This is a genomic window from Streptococcus sp. 27098_8_76 (genome assembly GCF_041432315.1).
Taxonomy (GTDB): domain Bacteria; phylum Bacillota; class Bacilli; order Lactobacillales; family Streptococcaceae; genus Streptococcus.
On sequence record NZ_JAPVZI010000003.1, the window covers coordinates 176,115 to 196,792 of the forward strand.

Consider the following 20,678-nt stretch of genomic DNA (forward strand, 5'->3'; position numbering starts at 1 on the left):
ATTAGCCTCCTAAAACAGTTTGCATGGTTTCCTGATATCGTACCAAGTCAACATAATTTGCATGTTGACCTTGTTTACCAAGTGCCTGATTCATTTGATCAACATCTGAAAGAGCCAATTTAATAGTCTCAACCAAAGCAGAAACTTCACTACTTTCAAATAGATGTTCTGGAGCGATATAAAGTCGATTGTGCACCGTCTGATTAAATCCAAGAATCAACACATTATGCTCAAAGGCCTGACGAACTGCCTGCAATAACTCATTGCTATAGTTGATATCCAAGTAAATATCCGACAGTTGATACAACTCCTGAATCTTCTGTGGACTAGCGTTCTGATAAAGGACCACATTAGGATAGCGAAGCATGTCTAAGAGCTTAGAAGACATCTCTGTCACCGCTGCGATACGGAAAGTGACATCAGGCAAGGCTTCTACGATTGCTTCTACTTGCTCAATCTGATCTGAATTAGTCAAGATTAAGGCATCTCGTCTTAGGAAGTTATCACGTTTGAACTGGTAATGATAACCCAAGTGCACAAACTGATCATGGTATTTCTCGTCAGTCAACTCTAAAGCGCGCTCATAAGTCGCCTTATTGGGAATGATGATTTTCTTAGTACGCACATTATCACTTTCCAAAATCAACTGCATATTGCCTGGAATGGCATCATAGAGAGGTTCCTGCCAAACCAAAACATCTGAGCCAGATTTATCTGGATGATGGAAGGAAACTAAGAAAGGAGTCGCTAGAGTATTAAAGATAAGCTGACTTGTATCTATTTCCAAATCTTGCAAAAAGAAGGTGATAAATTCAACCTTATTTGCAAAGTAACGCATGGACTGACCAGGCAAAGTCAATAAGATATCTCCCGTCACATGGTTTTCAAGTAAAACTTGTTGACTGTTGACATCTTGGTAAACTGTCATAATCGGCTCACTATCTGCGCTATAGGTCGTTGTAGCAAAGCAAGCACCAAAGCGATTGTAATGGTCAATCTGGCGTACTCTTCCTTCCAAGTCTTTCCAATCTACCTGTTTAACCAATCGAGCCTGCATTCCATCTGCAAAGTGAATTACAGCCCTCTCCTGTAGTAAATCATTAATAGTGGCCGAACTATTATTCCCCATAATTTCCCAAAAATCTGGAACGAGAACTTGATTAAAATAGAGAGGTTTTCCATCCTCGTAACCTAGATAATAGGTAAAAGGAGAAACCAGACCATCAGGCAGAAAACCATCTGCATCGATGACTACTCCAAGTTGGGAAAGACCAGTAGCTACTAGACTTTCATGTAAATCTCGACTTTCCTGACTATAACGATCATAAAGTTCAATCATGGAGCACCTCCTCTACTGTTTTCTTCCACTTTTCTAACATTTCTTTGGTTAAGAAGCCTTCCGCAATTTGATAAGAATGGGCACGCATAGCTTCCAAGCGATTTTCTTGATACAATTGACAAATCTTAGCCACAAAGGCTTGCTTGATTTGGTCTTCTACATGGTCATATGAACTTGGAATCAAATAACCATTTTGCCCATCTTCTATAAATGTCTGATTACCATAAGGAACATCAAAACCGATTAGGGGGAGACCTGAACCAACTGCTTCCATCAAAGTCAAACCAAAGCCTTCGCTGGTAGAAGCCGTCAAGTAGACCTCATACTGGCTATAAATCTGCGCAAGATCCGCATGCCCCTTGAGTTGGATATAGTCCCCAGCCTGATGAGTTGCAATAATGTCTCGAAGAAGAGAATCTTCTCCACCACTACCATAAATATCAAAGGTTAATTCAGGAATTTCCTTACGAGCCTCAATGACCGCCTTGACCAACCAATCAATGTGTTTTTCTTTGGCAAGACGTGAAGCCGTAATCAATGAAAAGGGTTTACGTCCTTGACTTGACTCAGTTAATGCATCAATACTTCCTACAGGAATGGTAACAATCTTTGGTTGGTGCTGGGTGTATTTGGCAAATTGCTCTTCTAACACTTCCTTCTGTCTATCAGTTGATACGATAAAGAAATCAACCTTATCTGCATTGGTAAACTGGTAGTCATAATAGTTATTCCAAAGTATGTAATCCTCATTTGTAACATTTTCACTATAATGCTCCGCATGGACAACTACTGCTAAATGCGCTAGCTGTGCTTCCTCAAAAACAACCTGTCCAATACCTGTCTCCCTATCAAGAATGACCAAATCAGACTTGTTCAAATTCAAGGATTTCATAAAGGCACGCATAAAGGCTTGCTTTCCATAGAAAATCTTATCCTTGAAACGGTAAACTTCTTCCTTCCCTTGATTCATCAAGATATCATAGACTGGAGTCCCGTCTTCATTGTAAAAGGTTCGCTGATATAATACTGCAACATTGTCCTTGGGAGCAAAATATTCAGTGCAGTAACGAGTATAAGAAAAGTAATCCTTACGAATCAGTTTTCCTTGAAAGACATACTCGGCATGTTGAACCAAGTCCTTGTTCTCATCCACCAAATAACAGGTGACAAACTTATCTTGGTCAGAAAAGAAGACACGCAAGACCTTCCCATTCTTTTCTCTACGACTTTCGACACCACCAAAATAAGTCAAGACATCATCCACTGTCACACTTGTCGGTGCAATTTTGATATCTGTAAAATGATTATAAAGCCAAATCACTTGATCATCATCAAAACCAATATTGGCGGTTAAGTGCTGAATATTATCGGCTAAAATCATATCTGTAAAGATAAACTTAGAGGACAGATTTAATTTCCGAAAAACACCAGCACGGTAGGCTTGGGCGTATTCAACACCGCTACTAGCCCAGCCAATGCCTAAATTTATATTATAAATTGTCATATATTCTCCTCTTATGGGAAATGAGTCATAATCTCACCTTTAGAAGTAACTTCAACAAGTCCCATCAAAAGATTACGTATCATATCAGCCCGAATCTGTTCTTTCATGGTTTCAAAACCATCATAAGCCTCCTGATAATACTCTACTATAGGATTTTTCTGAGCAGCCGGCTGATTCCCTATCGCCATAGTCAATTGTTGTAAGTAATCTACCTGCTCTACCCAGTTATCATCAATAGCCTTGAGCAAAGAAAGTCGTAAAAACTGTTCATACAAGTCATGTTGATCAAGTAATTCTTTCTTTTCTGAAAGTTCTTTATCAATCACCTGCTTCATAAAACTACGAACTGCAGTCTTGTCAGTCACATCTATATAATCTGGAATCTCTTTAACATGGAAACTAATATTGGTCACGATAAAGTGGAAGAGCAAGTCTCGGCTTTCATAATTTGAAGAGGTCACTTGATCTATATAACTAGCAATAATTCCCTCAACAACATCCTCTAAGTCACGGGAGCCATCTATTAGACGATCTCGCTCCTTATAGACCATATCTCTTTGGATATTCATGCTTTCAGCATACTCCAGAGTCTGACGTCGTGCAGAACGTCCTGCACTATCACTGGCATGCTGTGCTTTTTCAACAAGCCTACGATATTTATGTCCCTTTAAAACCTCTGGTTTGGTCATATCTTTAACTTGATAATCCTGATAACGTTTATGAACCCAATTCGGCCCAAACTTCTTGATAACATCGTCCTCTAAAGATACAAAGAACTTACTCATACCAGGATCTCCCTGACGGCCAGAACGGCCACGAATTTGCAGGTCAATCCGTTGACTTTCCATCCGCTCAGTTCCAATAACAATCAAGCCACCGAGTTCTGCAACTCCCTTACCAAGTTTAATATCCGTACCACGTCCTGCCATAGAGGTAGCTACTGTCACAGCCCCCATCTGACCTGACTCGGAGATAATCTGAGCCTCACGCGCCGCATTATTAGCATTTAGAACATTGTGGACAATCCCTTCACGTAATAAAAGAGATGAGTAAAGATGGGACATCTCCACAGAACCAACAAAAACCAATAAAGGATTTCCCTTAGCATGGTATTCTTTGATATACTCCAAAGAAGCATACACTTTTTCAGGTAACGTTACATACAAATTGTCTGGATAGTCAATCCGTTGTTTCGGACGATTGGTTGGAATACGAATAACTGCCATATTATAAGTTTCAAGAAACTCTTTTTCTGCAACCTTACCTGTCCCTGTCATCCCCGATATCTTATTAAACATCTTAAAGAGACTCTGATAGGTTATGGAAGCCATGGCCCTCGTTTCTGGAGATAATTTAACATGCTCCTTCGCCTCAATTGCCTGATGAAGCCCCCCTTGCAATTTGGTCATTTCCATAAGACGTCCTGTCCCCTTATCGACCAGTACCATTTCATCTCCTCGAATGATATAGTCCTTATCTCTTGTATAAAGTTTATGAGCCCTTATTGCATAGACTAGATGGCGAGCAAAAACCGCATGTTCTTCCTTGTAAAAATGATCTATTCCTAAAAAGCTTTCAGCAGCCTTAGCACCTTTAGTGGTCAACCAAACTTCGTCTTTCTCCTCTTTAAAAATGTAATCCTCACCTTCAACCAAGGTCGTTACCAGCGTATCAATAATACCGTAGTGATTAGATTGAACACGCGGAGCACCGGCAACAATCAAAGGAGTTTGAGCACTATCAAGTAAAATATCATCAATTTCATCAATGATTACATAATCAAAAGGACGTAAAAATTTAGATGACTCATCAGAAGCTAAATTATCATTCAGATAATCAAATCCCAATACACTATTGGTTGTGTATATAATATCTGATCCATAAATAAGTCTTTTTTCCTCAGGTGTGTACTCTTCATTAGGATCACCTGTAAAGGGAATTCCAACAGACAAGCCTAAAAAACGGTAAACCTGGCCCATTTCCTCCGCATCACGCTTGGCAAGATATTCATTCGTTGTAATAACCATCGTTCCCTTGCCCGTCAGCGCATTGAGGTAAACGGGCATAGTAGCTGTCAAGGTTTTCCCCTCACCTGTGTTCATCTCTGCTACATTACCTTGATGAATAACAATTCCTCCCATGACCTGTACATCATAGGGGAACATTCCTAACACTCGTTTATCTGCTTCACGTACTACTGCAAATGCCTCAACCAAAAGATCATCCACCGTTTCTCCTTTAGCAAGACGTTGTCGGAATTCTAGTGTTTTTGCCGCTAATTTTTGATCTGAGAGAGACTCCATTTCCCCTTTTAGGGCATTAATCTTTTTTAAGATCCTTTTGACTTTCCTCAACTGAAAATCTTGACTAAAATTTTTAATCACGATTCATCTCCTCGATATAAAAATCATAAAAGTCTAACGACTCAAAACCTGCACTCAAAAGAGACACTTCATAGGTGTAAGCTTCTTTGGGGTAAGTAAACATAAATTGTTTAACTTTTTCTACCTTTTCCTCAATTACAGTTTCATAGCGATCAAAAAATCTAATTTTTATGTATAAACCTTGTTCTGGTTGACAATCGAAATTCATACACATTTGATAATCCTGTCCTCGTTTTAACAAAGGCAGACTAACTTGAGTTCTAGCTCCTTGATAGTTCAAACTAGAAAACCATCTTTTCAAAATTTCTCCAGATGTCAACAAAGGATTATAGAGACTGATATGCTGGCTGCTATGATAAGTCACCCGAGTGCCATACATAAATGTTACCCCAACTTCTCCCCACTCTATTCCTTGTCTTTGTTTGATAATCATTCATCACCTCTCCCAAAATCTGCCTCTAACACCATATGATAAAAGTGCAAAAACCAAGCTACGTTGGTATCCGTATCATCATTATGTCGTCCCGCTGTTCCTTTAGAAAGTATTTTCGCTCCTGTATTACATAAGTGATCAACTAATTGTTCATAAGCATGACTATCCATATCCTCGTCCTTCATATACGATAGTCCAAAAATTGTATTTGAAAAGTCTGCTTTTTTAAAAACATTCCAAAAACGTTGATCTAATTCCAGCATATGTCTAGAGCTAACTCCCCCAGTTTGATGATGCAAAATATCAAAAGCTGTATTAAATACTCCTGGAGCTTCTAACCGTCCACGGCCAGCAATCGTTCCAATATTGGCAAGAGGTTTACCTACAATAATAGCATGAGGTTCAAAGAAAGCCCCATAATAAAGAGATGGAAATGTTCCCATAGAAAGACCTGACAAAATCAAATTCTTTTTATCAAATCCTAGATAATCTAGATAGTGAAGAATCGTTTCCTTTACCTTATTTTCTAGCTCCTCACTTCCCAAATAAAAGGCGCCACCTTCAAGACGTGGATCAGAAAACAAGATAAAGGGACATCCAAGATTTTTTATCATGTAGTATCCTTCAAAACCTTCCGCAGAACGATATCCTGCAAAGTACACATTCAAAGGAGGCTTAAAATCTCCAGGATGGAAGAAATAGTTAATTTCTTCACGCTTACTATCGTGTAAGATATTCCCCCCCAAGAAAAACTTTCCAAATTGCTTACGAGTCCAACGTCTGTGTAGACTTCCTAATTGAAGAATTCCCTGCCCACGTGCTAAAATTGAGATTGCTAAATAGCCCTTTGATTCACCTGGAATGACGAATGCCTTTTCCAAATCAAGCTCATTTAGGATTATCTCTTCTATAATTTTTGAAACTGAACCAGATTCTATTTTCTTTATACTAACTTGAAATTCTACCCCATCACTTTTTTCATACTCTAACCACAATTCAATAGGGCGTTCTTCTTCTAGGGTTACGTTATAGCTCCAAAAAGCTAACTGAGAAAATTCTTCTCCAAAATCTCCCTCTAATGTTAAATGTTCAAAGCCTTGATAAGAAATCGAACCCTTAAAAGCAGGATTGACTTGCAACATAAACGGCTTCAACTTATCGCCATATCCGCCACCAAACAGCGAAGTCGACAAATCTTCCAGTAATGTTTGAGGGTCTGAAAAATCAACAGCCTGAGCACAAGATTTTTTCAAAAATGATAAGATAGTCAAGTCTGTAGTTTCAAAATTTTGGTTATAAAAAAGAGTATGAGGTTCTATGTTATTCATAAACGGAAGTAAATCTTTCAGATACTGACCGTCCTCTATTAAAACAACATGAAAACTAGCAATTCCATCCATTTCCATCATTTTTCTCAAAGCAAGAGAAGAATCAGGACAAAAATAATACCAGTCCATATTATCAGGAATTTCAAAACAATGTTTCCAGTTATCAATTCCAATTTGTAAGATTTTAAGATTCTTTGACATCTGTGATTTCTCCTATCCAATTTTGGAGTTTTTCTAAAAACATCTGTCCCGTATATTCCTTGATTTTTTCTACAGAGTAAATCAAGGCTTGATTCCACTCCTTAAGTGTATCCAAATAATAATGGATTGCCTTTTGAAGTTCTGATAAATCAGAAATAAGATATCCGTTCTTTAAATGATCCACATAAACTGTTTTCACTCGATTAATTTGAGGAATCCCTGCACTAATTCCAGCAATTTGAGTATAAAGATGAGGAAGTTTACTTAAGTCTACAATTAAACGTACAAACTCCAAGGTTTTAATTAAATCCAGTTCATCATTCATATTAACGACTTGATATCTCAGTTCCTCTACTTTATTATCCTCTAAAGGATTTTCTGAATCGCCATAACCCGCATCTTTTTCCAACGATTGACTATCGATTCTCTCTTGTATAATCTTCTGAATTAAATCTTCAAACTGCTCTAGTAATTCTTCATCCGTCGCAAAGGTACCAAATATCAATTCCACATCTTTTGTTTTCGAAACAAAATCTAATATTTGATATATCCCCTCTTCATCAATACCCTCTTTAAAATTCAATTGATAGTAAATAAAAGAGGTTTTTCTTGTCTGGCTACGCCCCAAACGTAGGCGAGTATCAAAAGGAGACAAATGTTTAAAATATTGTTCATTCTCTGGATATAATTCTTTCAAAATATGAAGACTATCTTCCCTATCTACCAAGGTAAAATCTACCTTATTGAATACTGGCAATAAAGTGGGAAATGTATCTTGAGGATTTCGATCAATAAAGAGACTCAAAATCTTATGACTTTCTTCCGGTAAAGTTCTCATCATTAAATCATTGTGAACTTGATGGGCTGGGATAATAAATAAATGATTCTTTTTATAAATTTTACTTAGTCGTTTTTCAAAAAATTCCTCTATTACCTCGCCTATATTATGATAAGTCAATGATTTAAATCGATAACCAAATATTGGATTAATCTCAATACGTCCACCATCCTGCAAGTGCTCTCTAAACTGCCAAATTCCTTTAGTATTCAGATAATCTTGATAGTAAGCTACATCATCCTTAAAATAAATAACACTAGATACTAGCCCCCTATCATCCATAATAAACTGTTCAGAACGTTGACCTTCACTATTGAAGTATTGGATATGACTAATAAAACCTTCTACACCATGTTCTACCTGTGCATACGGTCTACCTTTTCTCTGCACCAATATAGCAAAAGGACTATAAATAAATTCACACTCACTATCCCATTCAATATCTTTAAGACTTAAAATCTGTGAGTGTTCCACAGAAAAATCTTGCATATCATCAAATACAGAATAAGCTTCTGTCTCCAAAACACTATGACGATGTAAAAAATATCGAAGATGAGGTTGGTAGGACAAAATTAACAGTTGAGAACGAAAGCCCTGATCCTGTAATAATCTGATTTGATTAAAGGTATCATCAAATTCAAGTTTAAAAAAAGTACGATACCAAGGAATTAAATCAAAATGCCATGGTCTATCAGTCCCATACCATGCTGGAATAAAATAATACATCGCAACCTCCTAGATAAGTGGTTTATAAGTTTCGTTCATTCTTAAAGCCTTTACTTCATCTTTTACATTAAAAATCATTCCATTCAGCATTAAAAACAAACCAGGAATCATGGCCACTCGTAACAGTTTTTCATCAGATAAAACAAGGAGCATTGGCAAGCCCGCCATAACCACATTAATGATTCCTCCTACAATAGAAAATCGGAAAACTAGACCGTTGATAAAACGACTGGTCTCCTCACCCGGATATACTCCATAGATATATTCACCTGACTTTTTCATTCGATCAGCAATCTGATCTCCACTTATATTTACAAATGCAAATGCAATACTAAAAATAAATAAAATGCCTATATATAAATAAATCCATAATGGTTCACCCATCTTATATTGACCAGATAATTCCATATAGATGGGATTTTCTGGAAATATAGCATGTAGAAGAAGCAATACATAAGTAGGTAAACTCATAAAAGTCATAACATACATATACGGCATTCCCCCGGCAGGATTTAGCATTATCTCAAAATAAGAATATCTCTTAAATCGGCTATGCAAACCAACTTTATGTATAGGTAAACGATAGCGTGCTCGATACAAAATGGAAACAATATAGGTGAAAAGGATTCCCATCAGAACTAATAATAGAATAGTGTTATAAGATACATGTATAACTTTAAACGTTTCAATCATATCCTGTGGAATAGTCAATACCATACTAGATAGCAAAATAACCATAGGACCTCCCAAACCATTGCTGGCATTTATATCTGACAACCAAACTAAGAAGAAGGTGCCCGCAATCAGTAACAGAGTATTCATAAAGGTAATAACAATTGGAGAAAAGGAAGCCTGAATGGGAAGGTTTAGGGAAATAGCCAACGACTGGATAATCGAAATAAATAAGGTTAGGTACATTTTCCTTCTATCTTGCACCTCTATTGAGAGAGATGAAATCCCTAAACGTTTAGACAAGGAGAACATTTGCCATAAAAGTGTCGCAGACATCCAAGGAGAAAGACCTACCGACAGCAAAGAAAGACTCCTAAGGTTTCCACCTGAAATAGCTGTAGAAAAAGCTAAATAGGCAGTTGAACCACCTAAAAAATCTCTGCTATTCACATTAACAAAAGGAAGAGATAATCTACTTCCCAAGACATAAATAAAAATCAAAAACAGGGTCACAAGACCTTTTTTCACTATTATAGACGAAAAAATATTTTTCATAACGAATCCTTACATAAAAATTAATATAGCATTTTTTATTCTTTCCACTACACAGTAGAAAAGGAATAGAAAATAACCCAGTAAATCATGTTAGAAACCTTAGTCATTTTCCGCTTTATTTTTGAGCGCTAGCTCTTATCATTTCAAAGTTAAAACTAAAATACTATTTTATTATCAAAGTCCCCTAGACAAACAATGTCAAAGTGTTTATCCAAGATAGCACTTTAACAGGAAATTTCTATTAAAAATATACTTGGCTCGCACTTACTGAGGCAGAACTAAGTTAAATGTCAACACTATTTGTTGTCAAAATATAAATAGAAGTTAATTTTATACTAAAAAATTTTAACTCTACATACAATTCCAGTCTTTCCATTATATCAAAAAAAGCAGAAAAAATCTGCTTTCAAGTGTCTATAAGATAGAGATATCTCCATTCATGCTCTAGCTTCTTTATTCAATACCAATACTTCCACGCATGTTTTATATTTACAAAATATCACAGTTGCTCAAACGAGATGTCTTGATACTCTTAGATAATCCCTGCAGACTACATTAGTATCGTTTTATCCTAGTCAAGTGCTGTCATTTATAGGATAAGAGGGAGCTTTAATCGCTTAATAAATACAAAAGTTCTGCATAGCGTTTAAAGATATCCGTGTTTTGAAGTCCCGCTTCTTTTGCTTGATTGTAACGCGATTTTAAATTATCTACTATATTCTCTCTTTCATCTGCTACATTCCAACCTTTAATAGCATAAACAGCCATCCGTTCCATCAAACAATCCAAAACATCCTCTAATAACTTTTCAGTTATCCTACTGCTGATACTGTCTATTCCCACTCTATAATTATAGAGTGCCTTATGAATATAAGTCGAACGACAAGACTCTGCAAAAAAGCGATAATTCGTACGAGTATCTTCAATAATTTTCCCTTTAGGGAAGGAAATGTTATCAAATAATCTACGCGCAAACAAAATTCCCCAACTTGTTGTAAAAGACTTATCTCTACGTTCTAATAAGGGTAGTTGCTGGATGAGTTCCTCATCGCTATAGTGAGTCTCATAATAATCATCAAAGATGTGAATCCAGTAACAGTTCTCTTTCACATCAAACTTCTTATAATTCGATACAACTACTTCAGCATCATTAAGTAAGGCTGCTCGGTACATATCCTCGACATAAGTCGGCTCTATCCAATCATCTGAATCAACAAAGGAAAGAAACTCCCCTTGCGCCCTCGTAATACCAACATTTCGAGCATCCGACAAGCCACCATTTCCCTTTTCAATATAATGGAAGCGACTATCCCTCGCAACAAATTCCTGACAGATAGCAGCAGATCCATCTGGTGAACCGTCGTTAACCAATAGAATTTCTATATTTGAATAAGTCTGATTGGCAATACTATCCAAACACATCCGTAGATAAGTCTCAACATTGTAAATTGGAACGATTAAACTAATTAATGGCTGAGGATATGTAATCTTTTCTCGAACTTCTGATACAAATAATTCATATTCTCTAATCGCTTTCGATGTTGGAAACATATTTATTCCATCTACTACGAAATATTCCAGCATTTTAACATAGTGAAAAGTTGGAATCCCCAGTTCTTCAATTCGTTGGAACATTTTTTTATAGATTTCCAATCGTTGCAAGGCTTTAATTTCATCGTAATTAGCCGTTGAACTCATTCCATGCTTACGGTAAATATAGGTCATTTCCTTTACATAGAATACACTTGATGCTCTTAGATAAAGACGGAAAAAGAAATCTAAATCCTCTGAAAATTGAATTCTTTCATCAAATAGAAGATCTATATTTCGGAAGTCAGTACAAAGCAACTCTCTTTTAAACAATTTTTGAGAAACATTATAAAAATCATGAATTAGATACCCTAACTTGGGGAAAATTTCTAAAAACTCAAACCTAGTTTTTTTTCCAACATTCAGAAGAGTAGCTTCCGCTTGAGAAGAATAAACCAATATATAGTGTATGCCATCTGGTTCAAATAATTGAAAGGATGAAATAGAAATGTCAACATCATTCTCTTTCAGAGTAGTATAAAGAACTTCCAAATACTCAGGGGTAACCCAATCGTCCGAATCAATAAAAGTAATGTACGCCCCCCCCGAACGTTCGAGTCCTAGGTTACGGGCTGAAGATGCTCCGCCATTTTCCTTTTCAAAATAACGGAAACGACTATCATTCTCTACGTACTCCTGACAAATCATTCCAGATGAATCGGTCGAACCATCGTTTACAAGTAACACTTCAAAATTAGTATAAGTTTGATTGATAATACTATCTAAACACTGACGTAAATACTTCTCTGCATTATAAACTGGAATTATAATACTGATCAATTCATTATTCATCTTTCTTCTCCACTTCTTATCTCATATCCATAAACATCCAGCTATGCTTACTCCTTCATTTTCCAATACTTATCAACTAAATAAGTTTCTTATTTTTTCAACCATCTTTTCAGGTTCATCCTTTTTACAAATATAGCTTGCTTTTCCTGCAGTATGATCTGTACTATCAAATGTCAATATTGGTTTGCCAAGGCTGTTGACTTTTTCTATAATATGATCAACTTCTGCTTCATAATTAATATCCAAATAAAAATCAATTTCTTCCAATACTTTTATCAAATTCATTGGATTATAAACTGGAAAGATTCTTACATTTAAATATCTTTGCAAGTCTACAATTTCAGATGCAAATTCTGTTGGAGCTAAAATAGAAAAATGAATATACGGCAATTCTCTTATTAGATATTCTAACTGTTCCATACGACAAGTATTTGTAAAAATGGCTGTATGATATATAGGGGAATCAATAAGAGAATCCAAACCTTTTTCAAAATTCATCTTCCTCATGACAATATCAGACCATTCCAAACCATAATAAAACCACCATTCATTTCTAAAGCGGTTTAAATTGATACCATACCATGGTTTTTCGCCAGTATAATGAATAATTTCAGCTTCTTTCTCCGCAACTAGAGAATCCTGATACCATGAAACGATCTGATAGTTTCTTGCAACAGTATCCATACCTACCATGAAATTATATTTTTGAGGTAATTTTTTCCACCGTTTCTGAAATAAAATATTTAAAATCCCTTGATCTCCAAAACTACTCTCATGAAATTGGTTTGTTAGTTCAAACAATTTTTCAGTGACCCCTTCTGTCCTCCAGACATCAACATCAATCAACATCACACCAGAATTAAAGGAATCACTTGTCAGATCGTCTTCTACAGCAGCCATCGGAAAATCACCTAAATCTTCTGAAAATAAAGCATCCAAGCTTCCTCTCACGATAACATCTGAATCTAAATAGATAGCTCTATTCTCTTCAACAAATTGTGGAATAAAATAACGAAAAAAAGCTGCATAACTTAAATGAGAAAGCGGTAAATGATAGTTTTTCAGACTGTGACTGCTAATTTTCACATTCACAATTTCTGAAGATAAGGGTTCCAACCGCTTTGTCATTAATTGAAACCATTCTGAAGGCATGTCATCATTAAATACATAAAACTTCACACTTCGATTATGGGCACATACTGACTTGATTGTTGTTTCAATCTTATCACGATACCCACTATCTGCCCCCAGAACAATGACTTTTTTATTCATTTTAAACATTCCTTTCGTTTTATGGACTATAAAACTATTTATCCTAAAAAATATTATAAAAGATTTAAATATACTTTCTCTTGAATTAGTTTACGGATATTCGTTATCATTTCTGTAGTATTTTCACATACAATCGCTTTGTCCCCTACATGGTTTGTATCTGAAAAAGCAAAAATTGTCACATTCTTCTTCAGTGCTTCTTGAGTTGCTTCTTCCCATGTTGCTCCCTCTGCTATATCCAAAACTGCTAGTGCTTTCTCTAGGATATGCTTGTAGCTATTTTTTGTGTGTGCATTTGGATAATAGTAAAGATTTGGATATTCTATATACTGTTGTTGAATTGCTGGAAAACAAGGTTGAAAAATATGAAATTGGCAATCGGGAAATTCTTCTAATAAGTTTGAGAAATTAGAAAGATGACATGTATTCGTAAATACTAAAATATGATGAGTAAAATGTCTTTGATTAAAACTTGCTAATTCTAATTGAAATTGGCGTTGATTATAGAGTGTACTCCAATCCATAGTAAAACCACCATAACTTTTTAAATCTGGTTGAAAAACTTTCTTCATTCCAAGGTTTATTATATCCTAAGTAATGTAAGATACGAGGCATTCGATTCTCTTTTATAGTGGTTCTCTCTTTTTTAAATTCACTAATCTCGTATGCATCATATCCGACTAAAAAATTATATGTATCTTTCAAGGGTAACCATTCTTCTCCAAATGCCATAATCATAATTGATTGATCTCCATTTGGTACATGCATATAATGTTCTCGAGTCAATTCTATCAATTTTTCTCGTACATTTTCTTCTCTCCAACGCTTTAAATTAACGACTAATACTCCCGCATTCAGTTCTTTTTTAATATCATTGTGCTTTGACGGATCCAGGTCGCTATCATTTACTGCCGCTACATAACAGCCATCTAAATCATACTCTAACAAATGATCTACTTTTCCTGTTACCAGTAAATCACAATCTAAATAAAGTGCTACATCTTCTTTCACAAAATCCGCCATATAATAAACAAGAAATTTAGTTGCTGATATGTGTTTACTATTATTAACATTAAATTGTCTCAATTCCTGTTCTTCTTCAGGCAATCGAATATTACAAACCCTAGAATCAAATGGAGTTAACCAATTTTGCAGAACTCCAAACCATTCTTGTGGAATACTCCCGTTATTGAAAATATATATTTTCAAATTTCTATGATAAGCACACAATGATTTTATGGTTACAATAGCTTGTTCACAATAACTTCTATCAAAACATAATACAATAGCTTTTTTCATTTTGTATTTACTCTTTCTGAATTTTATAAATAACTTGCTAAAAAGCACAAATTTAATCTTTTATCAATACTCTCCACTTTTCTGCAATGACCTCATCCAAATAAGAGGCTGCAATGCGATATGAATGCTGCGATACTTCATTTTGATTCAAATCAAAAAACTCCAATACGGCCTTCGTCATTCTTTCAATACTTTCTTCTCTATCTTGACCTTCAGAATAGGGAACTAAATAACCATTCTTCCCATTTTGAATAAAGGTAGGTGCTCCGTAAGGGACATCTAAACCTACTAATCCCATACCAGAAGCCACCCCTTCAAGTAAGGTTAGCCCCAAGGTTTCCCAAGAAGAAGTTGATAGATAGAGCTGGTGTTTTTTATACTCTTCTTTTAAATTTTGATAACCACGTAACCTTATATACTCTTCCGCATTTAGCTCTGAAATCAGTTGGTTCAATTTATGATAATCTTCCCCTTGACCATAGATATCCAAAGTAAATCCTGGTATTTTCTCTTTGACCTTTGCTCCTACCTTAATCGCTATATCGACTTGTTTGCGATAGTTTAAGCGAGCAGCAAGCATAGCCGAATAAGGAACCATCGTCTCTACATTGCTCTCGATACTTTCGACACTAGCAGCTGGTATCACACAAATCGGACAGCTAGGTAAGCCCATCTCTCTTAGATAGTTCTCCAAGTCTGTTTTTTGTGCTTCTGTTGAAACAAGCATAAAATCAAAGGAGGTCGCATGTTGGAATAAATAATGATATTCATTATTCATCGCACCCGTCTTATATTGATGGAGAGAGTGCAGGAAAACTCCTATTTTTGCATGATTACCATATTCCAAAATTGCCTGTGAAAAGGAAAATCTAGAGACCCTGTCCATAAGGACGACATCATCAGAAGAAAGGGACAAGGATTGGATAAAATATTGCATCAAGTCGTATTCACCTTCAAGCCATTCTGAACCAAATCGATACCGTGTTTTTCCTAACGATTGGAAACCTTCATAGACCACTTCACTTTCGGAATTATAGAAACACCTTTTGCTCCACTGATACGTCCCTTGGTCAAACCACTCTCTACATATCAAGTAAGAAGTATAATGATCTCTCTGATAGAGTGTATCTTGATAAAAATGATCAACCTGATAAACTATTCCATCCTCACATTTCAGAAATAGCCTATGATCTTCAGATATTTGATAAACGATTTGATACTGGTCTCTCTCAACTATCGGACTATTCTCTAGGTGCAGTCTACTAATCATCTCTTCACTAGTGATAGTTGATTGTACCCCTTTTTCTCCTGCTAAGTAAAAGGGAGCAATCATCATTTTATCCAGAGGAATCCCTATATGTTGAAAATAAAGAAAATCTTCTCTTGGAGGAAGGACAGAAAAGATGTAACAAACATCCAAATCCATCTTTTTAAAGATCCTAGCACGATTGGCCTGAGAACGATCTACACCATTTGGTTCGTACCCTACTAATAAGTCGAATAGATAAACTGTCACTCAATTTTCCACCTTTCGAAAAGCTCTATTGTAATCTTCTTTAGTAGAAGATTGAATCCATTTCCATTGCTTTTGCAAAGCCAAATGATACATTTCCTCTGAAACGACAACCTTTTTTATAGCATCAATCAAATCAGCCGCAGCTTGACTGGAAGATAGATGCTCAGGACAGATAAAACCTCTCCTATGCTGGGTCTCCTTAAAAGCAAATAAAAGCAACCCTTTTTCTAAGGATTCTTCCACGGCATTCAATATTTCTATACTATGGTTAATATCTAAATACAAACTACACTGAGCTAGCAAACTTTCATACTCTGCCTGGCTAATCCCTGGATGTAAATAGACATTTTCACATCGTTCAAGATCCAATAGTCTAGGTCCCATATTCGTCAGAGCAGCGATATGAAACTCAATCATCGGCAGCTTCTCAATAATTTCCTCTATTTTTTCAATTTCTTGTGTGTGAGTCATGATGAGCGCACGATGGTGATTCACATTCATTTTTGAAGGATACAAGGGACTAATATGATGAATTTTATCGTTTGGAGCAAGGGATTCAAATACCGAATAATGATAAACATAGAGTCTATCTACTCTTGATAAGTATTCTTCTATTTCTTGGATTTGAATCGGTTCTTTAGAAGAATAAACTGCAGAAACTTTTTGACGATCTAAGTAATCTGCTATTTTTAAATCTCCAACAACTAGCACTTCATTTTCTAAATCAAAGAGCTCTAAACAAGCCTGCCATAGTTCATCTTCAGTATAAATATGGGTGATTTCATCTTTAAATAAAGTATATAAGCTTCGCTCTACATTTTTAATCATCAATAGAGTATTTTGAGCGTCATAATAATGAACCGAGATACTCTTTTCTGATTCATCCATTATCTCCTGTTTATAACGCCAACCATTTTCTAAATAGTAATCACAGCTTATAACTTTTCCCTGATTATCCCACCATTCAACCCTGTCTACTGTATATAATTCTTTACAACGGTAGAAAATCTGACCTCGTTGAATATCTTTATCCCATATGGTTGCGCAATCTTCTTCCATACAAATTTCCCAATATTTAGGAACCACCACCCTCAAAGCTATCAATGATTCACTTTTATATTGATTTAATACTGATTTCTTTGCAAGTAGCATCGGTAAAAAATGAATATAGTCTTGAGTCTGTTCTGCATACTCCATAGTTACAACATGAACCTCAATACCAGAAGAAAGTACATTTTCTACAAATTGCTGCTCATCCAGATTATACTGCTTTGTTAGATAAAGCATCTATATCTCCCTTTTATTCCTCCATAATCATAGACTGATTAAAATGATAATTCCTATAAAGATAGAATGTAATCACACATCTTTTGAGGTTCCGAACTAGAGAATACCTGATCCACATGATAGGGATTCACTACCGTATCAAATGTTAGGATTGGTTTTCCTTTTTGTTTTGCAGTTTCAATTACTTGTTGATTTTTTTCCTCATAGTTAATGTCTAAATAAATATCACACTCATCAACCAACCGCTTGCGATTCCAATCTAAAATAGCTGGATATAATCTCACATTTTCATATTTTCGTAAACAATTCAGAATATCACCCATCAATGTATTAGCTGCTATATGAAACATGAAATTTGGTAAATGAGTCACTAGATAATCAATCTGTTCCAATGACTGACTATCAGTCATAATAAATATGTCACGTTTTTTTCTAGGTGTTTTATGACTCGTAATCTCTGACCAGTCCATCATTGAATATCTCCACCATACTTCTCTTAAACGAGAGTAAGATCTTAAATTCCAAGGCTTATCTCCTGAAAGATAATGAATAATCGCTGGCAATGGGTCTGTCGACATTTCTAAAATAAAATACTGCTGTCTCTCCTCTGCAATTCGGTCATAACCAACTTGGAAATTGTAAGTATCATCTAATACGATATAGCGTTCCCCTGCCACACGATTAAAGACAGTTTGATCTGATTCTGGCAATGTTTCATGATCCCTATCAGTGATTTCGATTAAAGTTGCTTGAATATTTTCTTCTTTCCACAACTTATTATTAACTAGCAAGACACCCGAATTAAATCTATCTTCTAATCCATAAATAACTTTGGCCGCTGCCAAAAGTTTATCACCAAGTTCGATTTCAAATAACTCATTTAGTGATCTCGTTACAATCGTATCACTATCCAAATACAGCACCTTATCTTCTTCCACAAATTGTGGGATAAAGTATCTCGCAAAAGACATGTGATTCATATGAGCCCCAAACGGAGGTAACTTCCATGTTTTTGAGACCAAACCACTTGTCAACTTCACATCAACTAATTCACTCTGCTTCTGACCCATTTTTTCACGAACACTGATAAACCATTCCTGAGGAATATCTTGATTCAAAATATACACTTTGCAATTGTCATGGTGATAGCAAATTGACTTTAATGTTGCTTCTATATATCGAATATAGCCATAATCACCAGCTAAAACAAATGTTAATTTTTCCATTGTATTTACCTATTTCCTATCTCTATTTATTTTCCAGATAATTTATAATTTATTTTCAAACTCAACAAACATCAAAGATCACTACATACCTATAGTAGAAGAATATTGAAAACGCTTAAAAAGATTGTGAAAGAGTATAGATTCAATTCAAATCTCGGGCTTTCTTTATACTAAATCATTTTGTCTTGATAATATCAAATAAAATTATAAAATATTGAAAAACATTCCCATTCTAAATTATATCATCATTTTCCCTTACAAGACAACCAAAAACCCTTGAAAAGTTTAACTTTTCAAGGGTTTCTTTCAGCATTTTTTGCTTAATAAGAAAACTTTTTATTGGTATTCTTATTAATCTTCCTGATCATTTTTACGACGTTTCGCAATCAATCCAAGACCAGTCATGGCTGCCAAAGCACCAAGTAGTACAGATGATTTAGATGTTTCTGTACCAGTATTTGGTAATTGTTTTCTTGACTTGCCTTCTGATTCTGTTCTTGATTCAGAAGCTGACATATTTGCTGCGACTGATGTAGACTCAGAAACTGACATGCTTGCTGATGCAGAAGTATCTGTTGATGTTGATACTGAATCACTTGCTGAAGCTGATACGCTTGTTGACGCAGATACAGATTCAGAAACAGATGTACTTACTGAAGCTGACGCACTTGTTAATCGTGAAGTACTTTCGCTCAAGATAAAGTCTGGTTTGTCCGTACTATTTGGATCTCCCATACTTGTTGATAGTGAGTCAGATACTGACTTACTTGCTGACGCTGACTCACTTAGCGACGTGCTTGTCGAAGCTGACTCTGAAGCAAGTTTAGAGGCAGATTCACTTGCCACATTGCTTGTAGATACTGATTCTAGCACACTATCTATATCTATCATTTTCTTAGAGTAGATTTCAGGTTCACCTTTACTTGTGATAATAGATGTACTTGCCGCCCTAGATGCAGATTCGCTTACTGAGTTACTTGTTGAAGCTGATTCTGAAGCTTGCTTAGATGCTGATTCGCTCACTGAGTTGCTTGTTGAAGCTGATTCTGAAGCTACCTTAGATGCAGACTCGCTTACTGAGTTACTTGTTGAAGCTGACTCTGAAGCTACTTTAGATGCTGATTCGCTTACTGAGGTGCTTGTTGAAGCTGACTCTGAAGCTACTTTAGATGCTGATTCGCTTACTGAGGTGCTTGTTGAAGCTGACTCTGAAGCTACCTTAGATGCAGACTCGCTTACTGAGTTACTTGTTGAAGCTGACTCTGAAGCTACCTTAGATGCAGACTCGCTCACTGAGGTGCTTGTTGAAGCTGATTCTGAAGCAACCTTAGAGGCTGACTCACTCACTGAGGTGCTTGTTGAAGCTGACTCTGATGTCACTTTAGATGCTGACTTAGATACAGATGTACTTGTTGAATCATCAGCACAAGAACATGTTGGTGAAGCAGAAATACTTGCACTAATTGAAGTAGACAGTGAGGCTGATTCTGAGAAGAACTTAGATACAGAAGTTGAATGTGAAGTGCTTCCTGATAACGATTCTGAGAAGAACTTAGATACAGATTCTGATTGTAATTTACTTGTAGATAGTGATTCTGAGAATAATCTAGAAACTGATTCTGATACCGATGTACTTACAGAATTTCCTTCTGATATCAATTTAGAAACTGATTCTGATACTGACTCACTTACTGAAGCTGCAGATTCACTTACTGA

Annotated in this window: 15 protein-coding genes and 1 pseudogene; 1 reads left to right on the plus strand and 15 read right to left on the minus strand. The window is 35.8% G+C overall.

Features of this window, described 5'->3' with window-relative positions:
* Position 1 precedes the first annotated feature (1 nt).
* The 15 genes from gtfB to O3636_RS03390 form a co-directional block, all read right to left on the minus strand.
* A complete protein-coding gene (gene gtfB, locus O3636_RS03320) occupies positions 2-1,339 on the minus strand; it encodes an accessory Sec system glycosylation chaperone GtfB (protein ID WP_371641699.1) in 1,338 nt (445 codons plus the stop codon).
* A complete protein-coding gene (gene gtfA, locus O3636_RS03325; RefSeq protein ID WP_371641701.1) occupies positions 1,332-2,843 on the minus strand; it encodes an accessory Sec system glycosyltransferase GtfA in 1,512 nt (503 codons plus the stop codon). The genes gtfB and gtfA overlap by 8 nt, the downstream gene beginning before the upstream one ends.
* An 11-nt stretch (positions 2,844-2,854) precedes the next feature.
* The gene (gene secA2 / locus O3636_RS03330; RefSeq protein ID WP_371641703.1) at positions 2,855-5,227 is read right to left on the minus strand and encodes an accessory Sec system translocase SecA2; all 2,373 of its coding nucleotides are present in this window, start codon (positions 5,225-5,227) and stop codon (positions 2,855-2,857) included.
* Positions 5,220-5,660: an accessory Sec system protein Asp3 gene (gene asp3 / locus O3636_RS03335; protein ID WP_000584517.1), complete on the minus strand. Its 441-nt coding sequence runs from the start codon at positions 5,658-5,660 to the stop codon at positions 5,220-5,222. Before asp3 ends, secA2 begins: the two co-directional genes overlap by 8 nt.
* Complete coding sequence (gene asp2, locus O3636_RS03340; RefSeq protein WP_371641705.1) at positions 5,657-7,189, minus strand: accessory Sec system protein Asp2; 1,533 nt, start codon at positions 7,187-7,189, stop codon at positions 5,657-5,659. Before asp2 ends, asp3 begins: the two co-directional genes overlap by 4 nt.
* A complete protein-coding gene (asp1, locus tag O3636_RS03345) occupies positions 7,173-8,753 on the minus strand; it encodes an accessory Sec system protein Asp1 (RefSeq protein ID WP_371641707.1) in 1,581 nt (526 codons plus the stop codon). The genes asp2 and asp1 overlap by 17 nt, the downstream gene beginning before the upstream one ends.
* Positions 8,754-8,762: 9 nt before the next feature.
* Positions 8,763-9,980 (minus strand): accessory Sec system protein translocase subunit SecY2, encoded by a 1,218-nt coding sequence (secY2, locus tag O3636_RS03350; RefSeq protein ID WP_371641709.1) that lies wholly within the window; start codon positions 9,978-9,980, stop codon positions 8,763-8,765.
* 609 nt (positions 9,981-10,589) lie between these two features.
* Positions 10,590-12,350: a glycosyltransferase family 2 protein gene (locus O3636_RS03355; RefSeq protein WP_371641712.1), complete on the minus strand. Its 1,761-nt coding sequence runs from the start codon at positions 12,348-12,350 to the stop codon at positions 10,590-10,592.
* Between the two features lie 84 nt (positions 12,351-12,434).
* On the minus strand, positions 12,435-13,634 hold the full coding sequence (locus O3636_RS03360; protein ID WP_371641713.1) for a glycosyltransferase family 8 protein: 1,200 nt from the start codon (positions 13,632-13,634) through the stop codon (positions 12,435-12,437).
* Between the two features lie 53 nt (positions 13,635-13,687).
* The gene (locus O3636_RS03365) at positions 13,688-14,158 is read right to left on the minus strand and encodes a hypothetical protein (RefSeq protein ID WP_371641715.1); all 471 of its coding nucleotides are present in this window, start codon (positions 14,156-14,158) and stop codon (positions 13,688-13,690) included.
* Positions 14,136-14,933 (minus strand): glycosyltransferase family 8 protein, encoded by a 798-nt coding sequence (locus O3636_RS03370; protein ID WP_371641717.1) that lies wholly within the window; start codon positions 14,931-14,933, stop codon positions 14,136-14,138. The genes O3636_RS03365 and O3636_RS03370 overlap by 23 nt, the downstream gene beginning before the upstream one ends.
* A 52-nt stretch (positions 14,934-14,985) precedes the next feature.
* The gene (locus O3636_RS03375; RefSeq protein WP_371641719.1) at positions 14,986-16,449 is read right to left on the minus strand and encodes a glycosyltransferase; all 1,464 of its coding nucleotides are present in this window, start codon (positions 16,447-16,449) and stop codon (positions 14,986-14,988) included.
* Positions 16,450-17,736, minus strand: a complete 1,287-nt coding sequence (locus O3636_RS03380; protein WP_371641721.1) for a hypothetical protein — start codon at positions 17,734-17,736, stop codon at positions 16,450-16,452. It lies immediately after the preceding gene.
* Between the two features lie 53 nt (positions 17,737-17,789).
* Complete coding sequence (locus O3636_RS03385; protein WP_371641722.1) at positions 17,790-18,962, minus strand: glycosyltransferase; 1,173 nt, start codon at positions 18,960-18,962, stop codon at positions 17,790-17,792.
* A 351-nt stretch (positions 18,963-19,313) separates the two neighbouring features.
* Positions 19,314-19,835, minus strand: coding sequence for an LPXTG cell wall anchor domain-containing protein (locus tag O3636_RS03390; protein WP_371641724.1), 522 nt, complete (start codon positions 19,833-19,835; stop codon positions 19,314-19,316).
* 52 nt (positions 19,836-19,887) lie between these two features.
* Here O3636_RS03390 and O3636_RS03395 point away from each other — a divergent pair.
* Positions 19,888-20,678 (plus strand): annotated as a pseudogene (locus O3636_RS03395) (hypothetical protein); the annotation flags it as partial.

What these genes read in the sequence shown, in the direction of transcription:
- gtfB (WP_371641699.1), bottom strand. Translation starts at nt 1,339, where the DNA reads ATGATTGAACTTTATGATCGTTATAGTCAGGAAAGTCGAGATTTACAT.
- gtfA (WP_371641701.1), bottom strand. Translation starts at nt 2,843, where the DNA reads ATGACAATTTATAATATAAATTTAGGCATTGGCTGGGCTAGTAGCGGT.
- asp3 (WP_000584517.1), bottom strand. Translation starts at nt 5,660, where the DNA reads ATGATTATCAAACAAAGACAAGGAATAGAGTGGGGAGAAGTTGGGGTA.
- asp2 (WP_371641705.1), bottom strand. Translation starts at nt 7,189, where the DNA reads ATGTCAAAGAATCTTAAAATCTTACAAATTGGAATTGATAACTGGAAA.
- asp1 (WP_371641707.1), bottom strand. Translation starts at nt 8,753, where the DNA reads ATGTATTATTTTATTCCAGCATGGTATGGGACTGATAGACCATGGCAT.
- secY2 (WP_371641709.1), bottom strand. Translation starts at nt 9,980, where the DNA reads ATGAAAAATATTTTTTCGTCTATAATAGTGAAAAAAGGTCTTGTGACC.
- O3636_RS03360 (WP_371641713.1), bottom strand. Translation starts at nt 13,634, where the DNA reads ATGAATAAAAAAGTCATTGTTCTGGGGGCAGATAGTGGGTATCGTGAT.
- O3636_RS03365 (WP_371641715.1), bottom strand. Translation starts at nt 14,158, where the DNA reads ATGGATTGGAGTACACTCTATAATCAACGCCAATTTCAATTAGAATTA.
- O3636_RS03370 (WP_371641717.1), bottom strand. Translation starts at nt 14,933, where the DNA reads ATGAAAAAAGCTATTGTATTATGTTTTGATAGAAGTTATTGTGAACAA.
- O3636_RS03380 (WP_371641721.1), bottom strand. Translation starts at nt 17,736, where the DNA reads ATGCTTTATCTAACAAAGCAGTATAATCTGGATGAGCAGCAATTTGTA.
- O3636_RS03385 (WP_371641722.1), bottom strand. Translation starts at nt 18,962, where the DNA reads ATGGAAAAATTAACATTTGTTTTAGCTGGTGATTATGGCTATATTCGA.